Source organism: Rhodococcus jostii NBRC 16295, from assembly GCF_001894825.1.
Classification (GTDB): domain Bacteria; phylum Actinomycetota; class Actinomycetes; order Mycobacteriales; family Mycobacteriaceae; genus Rhodococcus_F; species Rhodococcus_F jostii.
Genome location: NZ_BCWY01000076.1, coordinates 1 through 15089 on the forward strand (window position 1 = coordinate 1; position 15089 = coordinate 15089).

Annotated in this window: 13 protein-coding genes, 1 pseudogene and 1 riboswitch; of the genes and pseudogenes, 9 read left to right on the top strand and 5 right to left on the bottom strand. The window is 68.3% G+C overall.

From position 1 onward, the window contains the following. Window positions 1–765: pseudogene (locus RJ1_RS33895) on the top strand (HNH endonuclease); the annotation flags it as partial. Between the two features lie 32 nt (window positions 766–797). Here RJ1_RS33895 and RJ1_RS33900 read toward each other — a convergent pair. Then, window positions 798–1307, bottom strand: a complete 510-nt coding sequence (locus RJ1_RS33900) for a nitroreductase/quinone reductase family protein (RefSeq protein ID WP_073366836.1) — start codon at window positions 1305–1307, stop codon at window positions 798–800. Between the two features lie 62 nt (window positions 1308–1369). On the opposite strand from RJ1_RS33900, the gene pta reads away from it, so the two are divergent. Together pta and RJ1_RS33910 are read left to right on the top strand one after the other, a co-directional pair. Continuing rightward, window positions 1370–3490 (top strand): phosphate acetyltransferase, encoded by a 2121-nt coding sequence (gene pta / locus RJ1_RS33905; protein WP_073366837.1) that lies wholly within the window; start codon window positions 1370–1372, stop codon window positions 3488–3490. After that, on the top strand, window positions 3487–4692 hold the full coding sequence (locus tag RJ1_RS33910; protein ID WP_073366838.1) for an acetate kinase: 1206 nt from the start codon (window positions 3487–3489) through the stop codon (window positions 4690–4692). Before pta ends, RJ1_RS33910 begins: the two co-directional genes overlap by 4 nt. 3 nt (window positions 4693–4695) lie before the next feature. Here the strand turns inward: RJ1_RS33910 and RJ1_RS33915 are convergent, their stop codons facing one another. From RJ1_RS33915 to RJ1_RS33925, 3 genes are read right to left on the bottom strand one after another with little or no spacing between them, the layout of a single operon-like run. Then, window positions 4696–7017: a serine/threonine-protein kinase gene (locus RJ1_RS33915; RefSeq protein WP_073366839.1), complete on the bottom strand. Its 2322-nt coding sequence runs from the start codon at window positions 7015–7017 to the stop codon at window positions 4696–4698. Window positions 7018–7025: 8 nt separating this feature from the next. Beyond that, entirely contained in the window at window positions 7026–8009 is a 984-nt protein-coding gene (locus RJ1_RS33920) for a glutamate ABC transporter substrate-binding protein (protein WP_073366840.1), read from the bottom strand. Then, window positions 8006–9364: a GlnX family signal transduction membrane protein gene (locus RJ1_RS33925; protein ID WP_501193857.1), complete on the bottom strand. Its 1359-nt coding sequence runs from the start codon at window positions 9362–9364 to the stop codon at window positions 8006–8008. The genes RJ1_RS33920 and RJ1_RS33925 overlap by 4 nt, the downstream gene beginning before the upstream one ends. A 146-nt stretch (window positions 9365–9510) precedes the next feature. Between RJ1_RS33925 and RJ1_RS33930 the strand changes: the two genes are divergently transcribed. After that, window positions 9511–10269 carry an NUDIX hydrolase gene (locus RJ1_RS33930; protein ID WP_073366842.1) on the top strand — a complete coding sequence of 253 codons (759 nt, stop codon included), beginning with the start codon at window positions 9511–9513 and terminating at the stop codon, window positions 10267–10269. Here RJ1_RS33930 and thiE read toward each other — a convergent pair whose 3' ends face one another. Next, a complete protein-coding gene (thiE, locus tag RJ1_RS33935) occupies window positions 10270–10959 on the bottom strand; it encodes a thiamine phosphate synthase (RefSeq protein WP_073366873.1) in 690 nt (229 codons plus the stop codon). A 33-nt stretch (window positions 10960–10992) separates the two neighbouring features. Continuing rightward, window positions 10993–11105, top strand: a riboswitch (TPP riboswitch). On the opposite strand from thiE, the gene thiO reads away from it, so the two are divergent. The 5 genes from thiO to RJ1_RS33960 all read left to right on the top strand — a co-directional run bounded on the left by thiO (window position 11104) and on the right by RJ1_RS33960 (window position 15008). Beyond that, entirely contained in the window at window positions 11104–12171 is a 1068-nt protein-coding gene (gene thiO / locus RJ1_RS33940) for a glycine oxidase ThiO (protein WP_073366843.1), read from the top strand. (Overlaps the previous riboswitch by 2 nt.) 3 nt (window positions 12172–12174) lie before the next feature. Next, window positions 12175–12399, top strand: coding sequence for a sulfur carrier protein ThiS (gene thiS, locus RJ1_RS33945; RefSeq protein ID WP_005251712.1), 225 nt, complete (start codon window positions 12175–12177; stop codon window positions 12397–12399). Then, complete coding sequence (locus tag RJ1_RS33950; RefSeq protein ID WP_073366844.1) at window positions 12392–13159, top strand: thiazole synthase; 768 nt, start codon at window positions 12392–12394, stop codon at window positions 13157–13159. The genes thiS and RJ1_RS33950 overlap by 8 nt, the downstream gene beginning before the upstream one ends. 113 nt (window positions 13160–13272) lie before the next feature. Beyond that, entirely contained in the window at window positions 13273–14214 is a 942-nt protein-coding gene (locus RJ1_RS33955) for an ABC transporter ATP-binding protein (RefSeq protein ID WP_073366845.1), read from the top strand. Then, a complete protein-coding gene (locus RJ1_RS33960; protein WP_073366846.1) occupies window positions 14214–15008 on the top strand; it encodes an ABC transporter permease in 795 nt (264 codons plus the stop codon). Before RJ1_RS33955 ends, RJ1_RS33960 begins: the two co-directional genes overlap by 1 nt. Window positions 15009–15089 lie beyond the last annotated feature (81 nt).

Here is a 15089-nt window from a genome sequence, read left to right on the forward strand (position 1 = left end):
GAACGGCGGGTCACGACGCGACCCGCCCCGGATTCGATGGCGTACCTGAGTGTGTTGATGCCGGTGGAGCAGGCCGTGTGTCTGCAGGCAACATTGGGGCGGGATGCGGACAGTCTCATCGCCACGGGAAGCAGTGGTGATCGCACTCGGAATCAGCTGATGGTGGATCTGCTGTTCGCACGCGGCACCGGACAGGCGGTGGCGTCCGGTGTGCCGGTGGCGGTGAATCTGGTGTTGTCGGACGAGACGCTGCTCGCTGGTGGGAACGAGGCGGCGCAGTTGCAGGGGTACGGGCCGGTGCCGGCGGGGATCGCCCGGCAGTTGGTGGCCGACGCGGTGGGTGCGGATACCGAGGTGTCGCTGCAGCGGGTCTATTCGTGCCCGCAGTCGGGGGCGTTGACGGCGATGGAATCGCAGTCCCGGACGTTCCCGAAGGGTCTGGCGAAGTTGATCGATCTCCGGGACCGGACGTGCCGGACGCCGTGGTGCGATGCGCCGATTCGGCATCACGATCACATCCGCTCACACGGCAAATTTGGCCGGACGTCGGTGCGCAACGGGTCCGGGTTGTGCGAGGCCTGCAATTACGCGAAGGAGGCGCCGGGGTGGGTCGCCCGCCCGGTCACCCGTCCCGGCCGACGGCATGTGATCGATCTCGGCACCCCGACCGGGCATCACTACCGGTCCACCGCGCCGCCGTTACCGACTCCGGCACGACATTCGGCGGCCGAGGCGGTCCTGATCGCATTCCTCCGCGCGTCGTGAACGCGCACCGAGTTGCTGCCGCCCGGAGTTCCTCACACGGCGGTGAGCGCGAACACCCGCATGTTGCGGTTGGTGCGGTGTTCGTAGACGCCGTAGACGCGGACCATGTCGTCGAATTCGGGGTAAATGCGCGTCCGCTCCGGTTCGGCGAGGAGGGTCGCTGTGACGGGGATGTCCTTCCCGCCGATCGTGACCTTCGCGTTCGGCTGGGCGAGGAGGTTACCCGACCACGCCGGGTGGTGTTCCTGCCCGAAGTTGCTGCCTACGACGAAGATCTGCTCACCCTCGCGGTAGCACAGGAGCGGGCTCGTCCGCGGTACGCCCGACTTGCGGCCTGTCGTGGTCAGCAGGACTACCGGAGCGGCGATCGGACCGAGGATCGTGAAGCGTCCGCTGGTCTTCTGGAGGAGCCGGCGGTCGACTCCGGCGAGTTTCCGGATCACCCACGATCCGGGTCGGGTGGCGGCAAATTTGGCGGCGGGTTCGCGGAGGAAGCTGTTCTCGCTGCCCCATCGGACGTCGGGGAAGGGTGATTCGGCCATAGGTCATCTGACCGCCGGGCGGGAGCGGTGTCAATCGCGCCGCGCCGGTCGCCGGATACGCTATGGCCATGGCTGCGCCCGCGACACCTTCGTCTGTGAATCCGCCCGCACGTCCCCAGCCGTCGAGCATCTACATCGCTTCCCCGGAGGGGGACACCGGAAAGTCCACCATCGCGTTGGGTGTCCTGCAGATGCTGTGCGCGTCGGCGGCCCGCGTGGGGGTCTTCCGGCCGATCGCGCGGTCGACAGAGGAAACCGACTACATTCTCGAGTTGCTGCTGGAACACACGACGGCCGACCTCGGCTACGAGGAGTCCCTGGGTGTCACGTACGAGCATGTCCACGCGGATCCGGAGGGTGCGCTCAGTGAGATCGTCGCCCGGTATCACCAGGTGGCGGCGCAGTGCGACGCGGTCGTGGTGATCGGCAGCGACTACACCGACGTCGCCAGCCCGAGCGAGCTGGGCTACAACGCGAGGATCGCCGTGAACCTCGGTGCGCCGGTGCTGCTCGCCGTGCGGGGTGCCCGGCGCACCCCGGAGGAGGTCGCTCAGCTCGCCCACCTCTGCATCGGGGAATTGACCGCTCACCATGCGCACCTGCTGGCGGTGATCGCCAATCGCTGCGACCCGGACGAACTCGGCGCCGTCACCGAGGCGCTGGGGTCCACGGGCGTGCCCGCGTGGAGCTTGCCCGAGATCCCGCTGCTCATCGCCCCGACTATGGCGGAACTCCTCGAATCGATCGACGGCAGCCTGTTCAGTGGTGATCCCGAGTTGCTGCACCGCGAGGCGCTGCGTGTGATGGTGGGCGGAATGACCGCCGAGCACATCCTCGAACGGTTGACCGAGGGCACGGTGGTGATCGCTCCGGCTGACCGGTCCGACGTACTGCTGGCGATGGTGAATGCACATGAGGCCGAGGGGTTTCCGTCGCTGGCGGGGATCATCATGAACGGCGGGCTCACACCGCACCCGTCGATCGCGAAACTGATGGCCGGGCTCAAGCCCCGGTTGCCCATCCTCACCACCGGCTTGGGCACGTTCGACTCGGCGAGCGCTGCCGCTCAGACGAGGGGCCGGGTGGCGGTCGGTTCGCAGCGCAAGATCGACACCGCGCTCAGCGTCATGGAACTGCGGGTGGACGCACCCACGCTGCTGGAACGGTTGAAGCTGCCCATCCCGTCGGTGGTGACCCCGCAGATGTTCGAATACCAGCTGGTCGACCGCGCCCGCAGGGACCGCAAGCACATCGTCCTGCCGGAGGGCGGCGACGACCGCATCCTCCGAGCGGCGGGCCGGTTGCTGCAACGGCAGGTGGCGGAACTGACCATTCTCGGTGACGAGGCGGCGGTGCGTCGTCGCGCGGCGGAGCTCGGCGTCGACCTCGGTGACACCCAGGTTCTCGACCCCCGGACGTCCGAACACGTCGGACCGTTCGCGGAGGAGTACGCGCGGCTCCGCGCGCACAAGGGAATGTCGGTCGACCGTGCCCGCGAGGTGATGTCGGACATCTCGTACTTCGGAACCATGATGGTGCACTTGGGGATCGCGGACGGCATGGTGTCGGGTGCCGCGCACACCACGGCGCACACCATCCGCCCGTCGTTCGAGATCATCAAGACGCAACCGGGTGTGTCCACGGTGTCGAGTGTGTTCCTGATGTGCCTGTCCGACCGGGTGCTCGCCTACGGCGACTGCGCGGTGGTGCCCGACCCGACGTCGGAACAGTTGGCCGACATCGCGATCTCCTCGGCGCAGACGTCGTCCCAGTTCGGCATCGATCCCCGCATCGCGATGCTGTCGTATTCGACGGGGGACTCCGGCAGCGGCGCAGACGTCGACAAGGTGCGTGCTGCGACGAAGCTCGTCCGCGAGCGTCGCCCGGACCTGTTGGTGGAGGGCCCTATTCAGTACGACGCCGCCATCGAGCAGAGCGTGGCCGACACGAAGATGCCGGATTCGGAGGTGGCCGGCAAGGCGACGGTGTTCATCTTCCCGGATCTCAATACCGGCAACAACACGTACAAGGCCGTGCAGCGCAGTGCCGGTGCCATCGCGGTCGGGCCGGTGCTGCAGGGGCTCAACAAACCCGTCAACGACCTGTCTCGGGGCGCGCTCGTCGAGGACATCGTGAACACCGTGGCCATCACCGCGATCCAGGCGCAGGGAGCACAGCAGTGAGCGAAGGCACCGAGGGTTCCGTCCTGGTAGTCAATTCCGGTTCGTCGTCGATCAAGTTCCAGCTGATCCATCCGGACACCGGTAAGTCCTCGGCGTCCGGACTCATCGAGAGGATCGGGGAACCCGAGGGGCGCATCGTCTATCACCACCGCACCGGATTGGCGGAGCGCCACGTTCACATCGCCGACCACCGCGCCGGGCTGAAGATGGTGTCGGACATCGTCGCCGAGGTCGGTCGTCCGCTGAGGGACGCCGGGATCGTCGCGGTCGGACACCGCATCGTCCACGGGGGCGACGTGTTCTTCGAGCCCACGCTGATCGACGATGCTGTGGTGCAGTCCATTTCGGACCTCTCGTCCCTCGCTCCGTTGCACAATCCGGCGAACGTAATCGGGATCGAGGTGGCGCGGGAGGAGTTGCCGGACATCCCGCACGTCGCAGTGTTCGATACCGCGTTCTTTCATACCCTCCCCGCGGAGGCGTCCACGTATGCGATCGACCGCGAGGTCGCGAAGGACCACGCCATCCGGCGGTACGGCTTCCACGGCACCTCGCATCAGTACGTGTCGGCGCAGGCAGCGGAATTCCTCGGCAGGGACCTGTCGGAGCTGAACCAGATCGTCCTGCACCTGGGAAACGGTGCCTCGGCCTCCGCGATCCGCGGGGGACGGGCGATCGACACGAGCATGGGTCTGACACCGCTCGAGGGACTGGTGATGGGCACGCGGTCCGGGGACATCGACCCCGGCGTGATTCTGCATCTGCACCGGAGCGGCGGGATGGGGGTCGACCGGATCGACGACCTCCTGAACCGGCATTCCGGTCTGAAGGGACTGTCGGGGGTCAACGATTTCAGGGCGCTCCTGAAGCTCGTCGGCGAGGGCGACGGAGATGCGGCGCTGGCGTACGACGTGTACGTGCACCGGCTCCGCAAGTACATCGGCGCCTACCTCGTGGAATTGGGGGGCGTCGACGTCATCACGTTCACCGGGGGCGTCGGCGAGAACAACGTGGACGTCCGCCGGGACAGTCTGGCCGGGTTGGGACGTCTCGGGATCGTCGTCGACGACGACCGCAACCGGGCGGGTTCCCGCGACGCCCGCCGCATCTCGGCGGCCGGGTCCGGTGTCGAGGTGCTGGTCGTGCCCACCAACGAGGAACTCGCGATCGCGCGTGCGGCGGCGGAGCTGATCGGCGATTGAGGGTTACAGCAGGCTCTTGGGTCTGATCGCGTTGGCCAGATCGACAAGGGTGTACCGGTGGGTGCGCTCGGGGGCGTTGCGGGCCAGCGCCCGCAGTCCGGCCTCGGCGCCCGTGCGCAACCCTCGTTCGGTGAACGGCACACCCAGGATCGGTTCGGCCTCCGTCGCCGATGTGTGGCCGGTCTGCACCCAGTCCAACGCCGTGCCGAGTACGAGTGTCCGTATCTGCAGCGCCCGGCTCTCCTCGGGCGCGAGCGCGGTGACCCGGAGCGCGGCCTCCCGGAGGGCGGTCTCGTCGATCTCCTCGATCGGCCTTCCCGACAACAACATCAGGACACTGGTCATCCGGGCCATCGTGAAGTGCCGGGAAGTGACGGGTACCTGGTCGAGGGCGCTGATGGCGCCGGGCAGATCGCCTCGTTCGGTGAGTTGCCGGGCCAGCCCGAACGCTGCGCTCACCATGCTGTGGTCGGTGCGCCACACCGTGCGGTAGTACTTCTCGGCGAACGTCCGCCACTGGTGGTGATCGGAGCTCTCCCAGTGCTGCAAAATCAGTTCGGCGGTGGCCGCCAGCGCAAGCTTGGGTGCCGTCTCGCCGGGCATCGCCTGCAGGACGGATTCGAAACGGGTGAACGCCGCCTCGTATTCGCCGTCGATCAGCGTCGCGAGTCCGGCGTACCAGTCGACGCGCCAGTTCCCTCCCAACTCTCCCTCCACGTCGGCGAGGAGTTCGACGGCGGTGGCGGCATCGCCGAGATCGAGGTGCGCCTTGATCTCGGCGAGCGTGAGTTCCCGGGAGAACGACACGTCCGCGTTGCCGACGACCCGCTCGATCCCGTTCTCCCGGGCGTGCCGAATGGAATCCAGCGTCTGCTGGGGTTCGCTGTGCACGGCGGCCGCGAGGAGTTGAGCGTTCGGATCGGCCGGGTCGATCAGGGGCACCGCCAGCGCCTGCGCGACCGACTGCGGGTCGAGGTTCCGGTCCCGTTCGACGCCGTCGACGTACACGTCGGTCTGCTCGACGGCGTCGTCGGTGCCGAAAGTCGTTCGCTGCTTGCTGAACACGGTGGACAGACCGGGATGCTCCTCATCGGTCTGCTGCGCGAGCACCTCCCGCAACACAGCCGTGAGCTGACCGGCCATCTCCTCGGCCGACGCGAAACGCCGGCTCGGATCGGGGTTGGTGGCGCGCAACAGGAGTCGGTGGAAGAACTCGTACTCCACGAGCAGTGGCGCCTCCTCGGGTGACGGGATTCCGTCGAGGTAGCGGCCCTTGTCGGACGGCAGGTCGAGCGTCAGCACCGCGAGTGTGCGTCCCACCGTGTAGATGTCGGAGGCCACGGTGGGGCCGGTCTTGACGATCTCCGGAGCCTGATATCCGGGCGTGCCGTACAGGTAGCCGTAGTCCTCGATACCGGCGACGGCACCGAGGTCGATCAACTTGAGGGCGTCCTCGGTGACCATCACGTTGTCGGGTTTGAGGTCGTTGTACACCAGGCCGGTGGAGTGCAGATACGCCAGTGCGGGAAGGATTTCGAGCACGTAGGCGATGGCCTGCTCGATCGGCATCCGCTCCGGTCGCGCGTGTGTCGACAGGACGTCCCGCAGCGAATGGCCGCCGACGTACTCCATGACGATGTAGCCCATCGGGGTCCCGTCTGCACGGGGATGCTCCACGAAGTTGAAGATTTTCACGATGCTCGGGTGTGCCACCTCGGCGAGGAACTGGCGTTCCGCCACCGCGACGGCCTGAGCCTCGGCGTCGCCGAAGTGCAACAGGCCCTTGAGGACCACCCACCGGTCGCTGACGTTGCGATCGATGGCCAGATAGATCCAGCCGAGGCCGCCGTGCGCGATGCAGCCCTGTACCTCGTACTGTCCGCCGATCAGTTCGTTCGGACGGAGTAGCGGCCGGAAGTCGAACGTGGCTCCGCAGGAGGGGCACAGGCCGAACTCGGAGCTTTCGGACGTGGCGCCGGTGCGACCGACCGGCTTGTTGCACTTCCAGCAGAATCGTTTGCCCTCGGGGACCTTCGGGTCGGTCATCACGGCCGAGGCCGGGTCGAGGGTCGTCACCACGGGGACCTCGACGAGTCCGCCGCCGAGGCGCAGGCGCTGCCCGGAACGGGTCCGCGGCGATCGCGTCGAGCGCCCGGTGCCGGACGCGCCGGACGGTCGGGACGTGGGCGCAGCCTGCGTGGCGGGGCCCTCGTCGGGTTCCCGAACTGCCGCCTGCGTGGCCGGGCCCTCGTCGGGTTCCCGGGCCGCGGCCTGAGTGGCGATGTCCGGGTCGGTGGACTCCGGATTCTTCGAATGCTGTGGCATGCGTCCCCTCAGTCCTGGTACACGGCGGACGGCGGGCCGGGCGAGGGTCCCAGCATCGACAGCCACCGGTCGTACATCTCGGTCCAGGTTCCGTCGCGGCGGATGCGTTCGAGGGTGCCGTTGACGAACCGCACGAGGTCCTCGTTCGTCTTGGTGATGCCGATGCCGTACGGCTCCGCGCCCATGCTGTCGCCGACGATCTCGAGATACGGGTCCTGGGACGCCAGACCGGCGAGGATGGTGTCGTCGGTGCTCACCGCATCGACCTGTCGCTGCTGCAGGACCACGAGGCAATCCGACCACATGGGGACCGTGAGGATGTCGGCGTTCGGTGCCACCTGCTGCAACCGGGTCAGCGACGTCGTGCCGCGGACCACGCAGACCCGTTTACCGTTCAGGTCGGCGGCGTCGCGGATCGGTGAGCCCTTCACGACGAGAACCCGCTGCTGCGCCTCGAAGTACTCGGAGGAGAACGCCACCCGTTCCTTGCGGTCGCAGGTGATGGTCATCGTCTTCGCGACGATGTCGACCATCGACTCCTGCAGTGCCTTCTCGCGGTTCGCCGACGTGAGGATGCGGTAGTCGAGCCGGTCGGGATCGCCGAACAGATCCCGCGAGATCTCCCGGGCGACGTCGACGTCGAAGCCCTGGATGGCGCCTGTGGCGGGGTCGCGGAAACTCATCAGGTTGCTGCCGGTGTCGAGGCCGACGACGAGACGTCCCCGCGCGCGGATCGCGTCGACCGTCGGCATCGGCGGGGCGGAGTCGGTGTCGGGGAACGGCCGCAGGCTCGCCGTGGGATCACCACAGTCCTTCTCCGGAGCCGGCGCGGGTGTGGTGCCGTTCTCGGGGGCCGGCGTTGCGGCGGCGGGCAGCGGAGGTTCGGTGTACGAGACGCTCGGCGATCCGACGTGCTCCGGACTCGACTGGGCGCACCCGCCGATCAGCATCGTGACCGCCAGAAGCAGCAGCACGATCCGCCGGCGCCTCACTGGTATTCCCTCAACCGAGGCCACAACCCGATGATAATTCCGGCGAACGCGATCAGTGTCAGCACGAGTGCGCCGGAACCGAGCGCGGTCAGCACCCGGGCCGCGGACGCGACGTTCGATCGCAGATGATCGCGGGCGGACGCGATTCCGTCGGTCAACGCGTCGTCGACGGCGGTGAACTGGGCTGCGGAGTCGGAGGGGCCCGGTCCGATGGCGACCGTTGCCGCCGTGACGAAGTCGCCCCGGGCGAGGATCTCGTTCATGCGGTCGTGCGCCGAAGACCAGCCGGTCCACGCCTCCTGGGCCCGCGCCACCTCGTCGCGGCCGACCGCACGGTCTTCCCTGGGGTATTGCGACAGCAGATCGTCGAGCCGACTGGACTTGTCCTCGAAGATCGCGTCGTAGTCACCGTTCGAATCACGGCGGACCAGTTTGAGCGTCTCCTCGGTGCGTGCCTGCTGGGCGAGGATGCGCGCCGCGGTCAACTCGTGCATCGGGCGGGCACCCTGGGTGAGTGCGCGATTGGTCTCGAGGGAGGAGACGAGCCCGGCCACCAGCATCCAGACCAGGAGGATCGCGGTGCACGCCGACGCCAGCATCAACCCGAGATTGAACGTGCGCCTGCTGAGCCTCGCGATCACGATCTGGACGACGAGCAGCGCGACGAGAGCGACGAGGATCAGGATCAGCGCGAACCAGGGCGGACGCGAATAGTTCCGCTGGGTGTCCGCGACGTCCGATTCCTGGAGGGCGTGCAACTCCTGCGCCATCGGCAGCATGCTCGTCTGCATCAGCGTGGAGGCCTCGCTGAGGTAGGCGGCGCCGACGGGATGGCCGGTGCGATTGTTCGCCCGCGCGGTTTCGACGAGACCCGAGTAGACGCTGAGTTCGGTGGAGATGGACGCGAGCAGACGCCGGCTGTCCACGTCGCTCGCGGCGAGTCCGCCCGACGCGTACACCAGGTCGGCGGACGCCGTGCCGATCGCCTGCGAGTACGTGTCCCGGAGTTCCGGCGGCTCGAGCCCGCCGGAGATGAACGCCGTCGTGGCCGCGGCATCCGCCACCGACAGGGCGCTGTACAGATTCTGCGCCGAGAACGACAACGGTTCCGTCTCGGCGAGCACGCTGTCGAGCGTGGCTTCCCGGCCGTTCACGGTGGACGCGGCCACGAACCCGGCGGTGAGGGTGAGCAGCACCAGGAGGGCCCCGAGCGCGGTGAGCTTGGCGGGAGTCGACGCGAGGAACGCGCGCAGTTCCTTGCGCCGCGCCACCGCGGGGTCGACGTCGTCGTCCGCGGCGGCAGACAGGGCGCGGCTGCCGTGGGGTTCGATCGACGGTGCCTCACGCAGAACCACCTCGCACCCCTCCCGTGTCATGGCCGCACCTTGGTGGGGAGCATATAAGCAGCGGTCGGTTCTCGACTGCCGACGGGCAGTTCCGGGAGAAACCGTTAGTGTGAGGGAACTGCAGGGTGACCCATCAGGTCGGACAGGGGTAGTCGATGCGTGGTGACGGTGACGGCTGGGCAACCGGGCCGGACGGCAGTCGTCATTGGGGCAAGCACGGTGCGGCCGGGTTGTTGTTGCGTGCGCCGCTCCCGGACGAGACGCCGGCCGTGCTGCTGCAGCACCGGGCGGCGTGGAGTCACCAGGGCGGGACGTGGGCGTTGCCCGGCGGTGCCCGGGACAGTCACGAGACCACCACCCACGCCGCGGTCCGCGAGGCGCACGAGGAAGCCGGCATCGACAGCGCGGCCATCCGGGTCCGCACCGAGATCGTCACCATGAAGGCGGCGAGCGGGTGGAGCTACACCACGGTGATCGCCGACGCCGAACGCCCGCTGCCCACGATCCCGAACGGTGAGAGCACCGAACTGCGCTGGGTCCGGGAGACCGATGTCGCCGGGCTGCCCCTGCACCCCGGATTCGAAGCGGGATGGCCGCGACTGCGCACCACCGAGGTGCGACTGCTGCTCGCCAGGCACGACGTGCTGGGGGAGCGCGGCGCGCTGCCGCACCTGTCGAAGGCGCTGCCCCGCACGGTTCACCTGCCCGACGATACGTACGGATGGTTGCCGCGCGTCGAGGTGCTCGAGTCGTCGGACGCGGTCGGTCGCCTCGCCGAACCCGCCGGTCACGGCACCACGCTGGGCACGGTGACCGCGGTCGTCACCACCGACCCCGACCTGGTCGAACAGTTGCCGGCCACCGTTGTGGTCCTGTCGCCGGCGACGGTGCTGGGCTGGCTGGATCAGCCGTAACTAGGCGTTCTGCTGCAGCAGGGCGGACAGTGAGCGTGCCGCCGCCTGCGGGTCGCGGGCCTCGGTGATGGCCCGCACGACCACGATGCGGGTGGCTCCCGCGGCGAGGATCTCCGGAACACGGGGCTCGTCGATGCCGCCGATCGCGAACCAGGGGCGGTTCGGCTCCGAGTCGGCGGTCGAACGCACCAGGTCGATGCCCGACGCCGTCCGGCCGGGCTTGGTGGGCGTGGCCCACACCGGTCCGGTGCAGAAGTAGTCGACGCCGTCCTCGATGGCCGCGAGGCTGGCCTGCGCGCGGCTGTGGGTGGACCGGCCGATCAGCACGTCCGCACCGACGACGGTCCGTGCGTATGGGACGGGCAGGTCGCCCTGGCCCAGGTGCAGCACGTCGGCCCCGGCCGCCAGCGCCATGTCGGCGCGGTCGTTCACCGCGAGCAGCGCGCCGTGCCGCCTGGCCGCGGCCGCGAGCACCGACAGTGCCGCGAGCTCGTCCCTGGCGTCCATCGTGCCGAACTTCTTCTCACCGGCCGAGCCCTTGTCCCGGAGCTGGATGATGTCGACGCCACCGGACAGCGCGGCTTCGGCGAACTGCGCCAGGTCGCCTTTCTCGCGCCTGGCGTCGGTGCACAGGTACAAACGCGCTGCCCCGAGGCGGCGCCGGCGGTCCGTGAGGTTGCTGTGATGCATGGTGGTCACGGCATGACGGTAGCCTCTACGGTGAAAGTGCAACACGGGAGTCCCGGGGAACGTGGGGCTGAGAGGGGCTCACGCCGAGCCCGACCGTCATACCTGACCCGGATCATGCCGGCGCAGGAAGTGAGGTGGAGTTCAATGGCGAGATCGGTATCCGTCGTCGGAGGCGGAGTGATCGGCCTGTCCATTGCGTGGCGAGCAGCCCGCAACGGCTGGTCGGTGCGGCTGTACGACCCGTCGATCGGTTCGGGGGCGTCCTGGGTGGCGGGCGGAATGCTCGCCCCGTTGTCCGAGGGCTGGCCCGGTGAGGAGAGCGTCCTCGAACTGGGCAGCGCGTCGCTCGACCGGTGGCCCGAATTCGGGAAGGAACTCGAGGCCGGCGCCGGAGTCGAGTTGTTCACGTCGGAGAGTTCGCTCACCGTCGCACTGGACGGCGCCGACGCCGAGGACCTGCGAACTATCGCCGAATGGGTGGGTGCGCAGGGGCGGGACCTGCAGATTCTGAACCGCGCCGAGGTTCGCGCACTCGAGCCGATGCTGGGCCGCGGAGTCCGGTTGGGGCTCTTGGCCGTCGACGAACTGGCTGTGGACAACAGGCTGCTGCTGCAGGCGTTGCGGCATTGCGCCGAAGCCGCGGGAGTGGAGCTGATCGGCGAGGCGGTGCGCAGCCTCGACCAGCTGGACACGGACCAGATCGTCGTCACCGCGGGCATCGCGTCGCCCGCCCTGTGGCCGGGGCTTCCGGTGCGGCCCGTGAAGGGCGAGATCCTGCGGTTGCGTGCCCGCCCCGGGGTGACACCCGCGCCGGGACGCACCATCCGCGGCAGCGTCCACGGCCGGCCCGCCTACCTGGTGCCGCGCGCCGACGGCATCGTCGTCGGCGCCACCCAGTACGAATCGGGCAACGACACACAGGTCACCGTGGCCGGTGTGCGCGACCTGATCGCGGACGCCGAGGCGCTGATGCCGGCGATCGGCGAGTACGAACTGCGCGAGGCCTCGGCGGGTCTGCGTCCGATGACCCCGGACAATTTGCCTTTGATCGGCCGGGTGTCCGATCGTGTCGTGGTGGCGACGGGGCACGGCCGCAACGGCATCCTGCTCACCCCGGTGACCGCCGACGCGACGGTGGCACTGTTGGAGGGCTCGGCACTGGTCGAGGCGAAAGCCGCCGACCCCGAACGTTTCGAGAAAGTAGCGAGGTAAGAGATGAGTGAGCAGCAAGTAGTGGTGCCGATCGGCATCAGCGTCAACGGCGAGGACCACGAGTTCACGGAACCGCTGACCGTCACCGGGCTGCTGGAGGTGCTGAACCTGCCGACCAAGGGCATCGCAGTGGCGGTGAACGGCGCGGTGTTCCCGCGCGCCCGGTGGGACGAACTGGTGGTCCGGGGCTGGGAGATCGAGATCCTCACGGCGGTGCAGGGTGGCTGACGCGGCACAGGGCGTGCAGAAGGGCCTCACCATCGCGGGCCGCACGTTCGGTTCACGGTTGATCATGGGGACCGGTGGCGCCGCCAACCTCACCGTGCTCGAAGAGGCGCTCGTGGCGTCCGGCACCGAGCTGACCACGGTCGCGATGCGCCGGGTGGACGCCGCAGGCGGCACCGGCGTGCTGGACCTGCTGCGCCGGCTCGACATCGCGCCGCTGCCCAACACCGCGGGGTGTCGCGGTGCGGCCGAGGCGGTGCTGACGGCGCAACTCGCCCGCGAGGCGCTCGAGACCGACTGGGTCAAGCTCGAGGTTATCGCCGACGAACGCACTCTGATGCCCGACGCCATCGAGTTGGTCAGCGCAGCAGAACAACTGGTCGACGACGGGTTCGTCGTCCTGCCGTACACCACCGACGATCCGGTGCTGGCCCGCAGGCTGGAAGACGTCGGGTGCGTCGCCGTGATGCCGCTGGGTTCGCCGATCGGCACGGGGCTCGGTATCGCGAATCCGCACAACATCGAGATGATCGTGGACGGTGCGGGGGTGCCCGTCATCCTCGACGCCGGCATCGGAACCGCCAGCGACGCGACCCTCGCGATGGAACTCGGCTGCGACGCGGTGCTCCTGGCCACGGCCGTGACCAGGGCGAAGGACCCGGCGCTCATGGCGTCGGCGATGCGCGGAGCCGTGGTGGCGGGTTACGAGGCACGTCACGCCGGGCGCATCCCCAAGCGGTTCTGGGCGCAGGCGTCGTCGTAGACCTCGGGGTTCCGTCGGGGTCCTGCTCAGGGTCCGACCGGTACCAGGGGACGAGTCGGGAGTAGACCTGCGGCCGATGCGCGCCGGCCGCAGGTTCCGGCATCCTTCTCATCATGATTGAAGTGAGGGGACTGACAAAGACCTTCGGTGCGACGAAGGCGGTGGACAACCTGACGTTCAACGTGAAGCCGGGTATGGTCACCGGCTTCCTCGGCCCGAACGGTGCAGGCAAATCGACGACGATGCGCATGATCCTCGGGCTGGACCGCCCCACGGCGGGCAGCGCGCTGATCGACGGCAAACCGTACAGCGACCTGGTGCAGCCGCTGCGGACGGTGGGGGCTCTGCTCGACGCGAAGTGGGTGCACCCCAACCGCTCCGCCCGCGCCCATCTGCAGTGGATGGCCGCGTCCAACTCGCTGCCGAAGAGCCGGGTCGACGAGGTGCTCCACCTCGTCGGGCTGACCGAGGTGGCAGGCAAGAAGGCCGGCGGGTTCTCGCTCGGCATGTCCCAGCGACTGGGCCTGGCCGCCACGCTCCTCGGCGACCCGAAGGTGCTGCTGTTCGACGAGCCGGTCAACGGACTCGACCCGGAGGGCATCGTCTGGATCCGGAAGTTCATGCAGCGCCTCGCCGCGGAGGGCCGCACCGTGCTGGTGTCGAGCCACCTGCTGTCCGAGATGGCGCTCACCGCTGAACATCTGGTGGTCATCGGCCGAGGCCGCCTGATCGCCGACACCACCGTCTCCGAGTTCGTCAGCAAGTCCTCGGAATCGACGGTGCGCGTGCGGAGCCCACAGTTGGACGCGCTGCGCAGTGCGCTCACGTCCAAGGGGCTCACCGTCCGTGAGGACGGGTCCGACGGGCAGCAGGCGCTCGTCGTGGTGGATTCGAGCACGGACGCCGTCGGCGGGATTGCCGGTTCGCAGGGCATCATCCTGCACGAGTTGGCATCTCAGCGCGGATCCCTCGAGGACGCGTTCATGAAGTTGACCGGAGACGACGTGCAGTACCACGCAGAGGGCGTCGAAGATGTGATGAGGGGTGCACTGTAATGGCTGTTCTCAATGCCGAGCGGATCAAGATCACGTCGACGAGGTCGCCGTGGTGGTGCACCGTCATCATCATCGTGCTGGGCCTCGGTCTCGCTGCGGTCATCGGGCTGAGCGCGAAGGCCAGCATCAACTCCTTCAACAACCAGATCTCGGACGGTAAGCAACCCGACTTCGACCCATTCCTGCCGCAGATGTCCGATGCCGTCGGCGGGGTCTCCGGGTTCGGCGTGCTGGTCCTGATGATCCTCGCGGCACTGGCCGTGACCAGCGAATACCGGTTCGGGGTCATCCGCACCACGTTCCAGGCCATCCCGAACCGGGCGTCCGTCCTGATCGCGAAGGCCGGTCTGATAGGCGCATTCGGTGCCGTACTGACGTTCGTGCTCACGTTCGGCGCGTACGCCATTGCGAAGGCGACCGCCGGTGACGAGGCGGGAGCCGCCCTCACACTGTCGGGTGACGATGCCTGGCGGTCGATCTACGGCGTCCCGATCTACGCATTCCTGTGCGTGGTTCTGGCCGTCGGCGTCGGTACGCTCCTGCGGCAGTCGGCGGGCGCGATCGCCCTGCTGCTGCTGTGGCCGCTGCTGATCGAGAGCCTGTTCAACCTGTTCGGCTCGTTCGGCGAGAAGATCATGCCGTTCCTGCCGTTCCTCAACGCCAACAACTTCCTGGGGGCGCCGCAGGGAGTCGAATTCCACTGGGGTCCGTGGGGCAGCCTCGTGTACTTCGCGGTATTCGTCTTCGTGATCTTCGGGGCCGGTCTGGTGGTCGTCAACAAGCGCGACGCCTGACACCCGATAGAGTACTTTCGCCCTGCTCCTCCGCCAGGTGATCGTCGGGAGGCCTGGCTGAGGGTGACGGCGGGGCGGGAG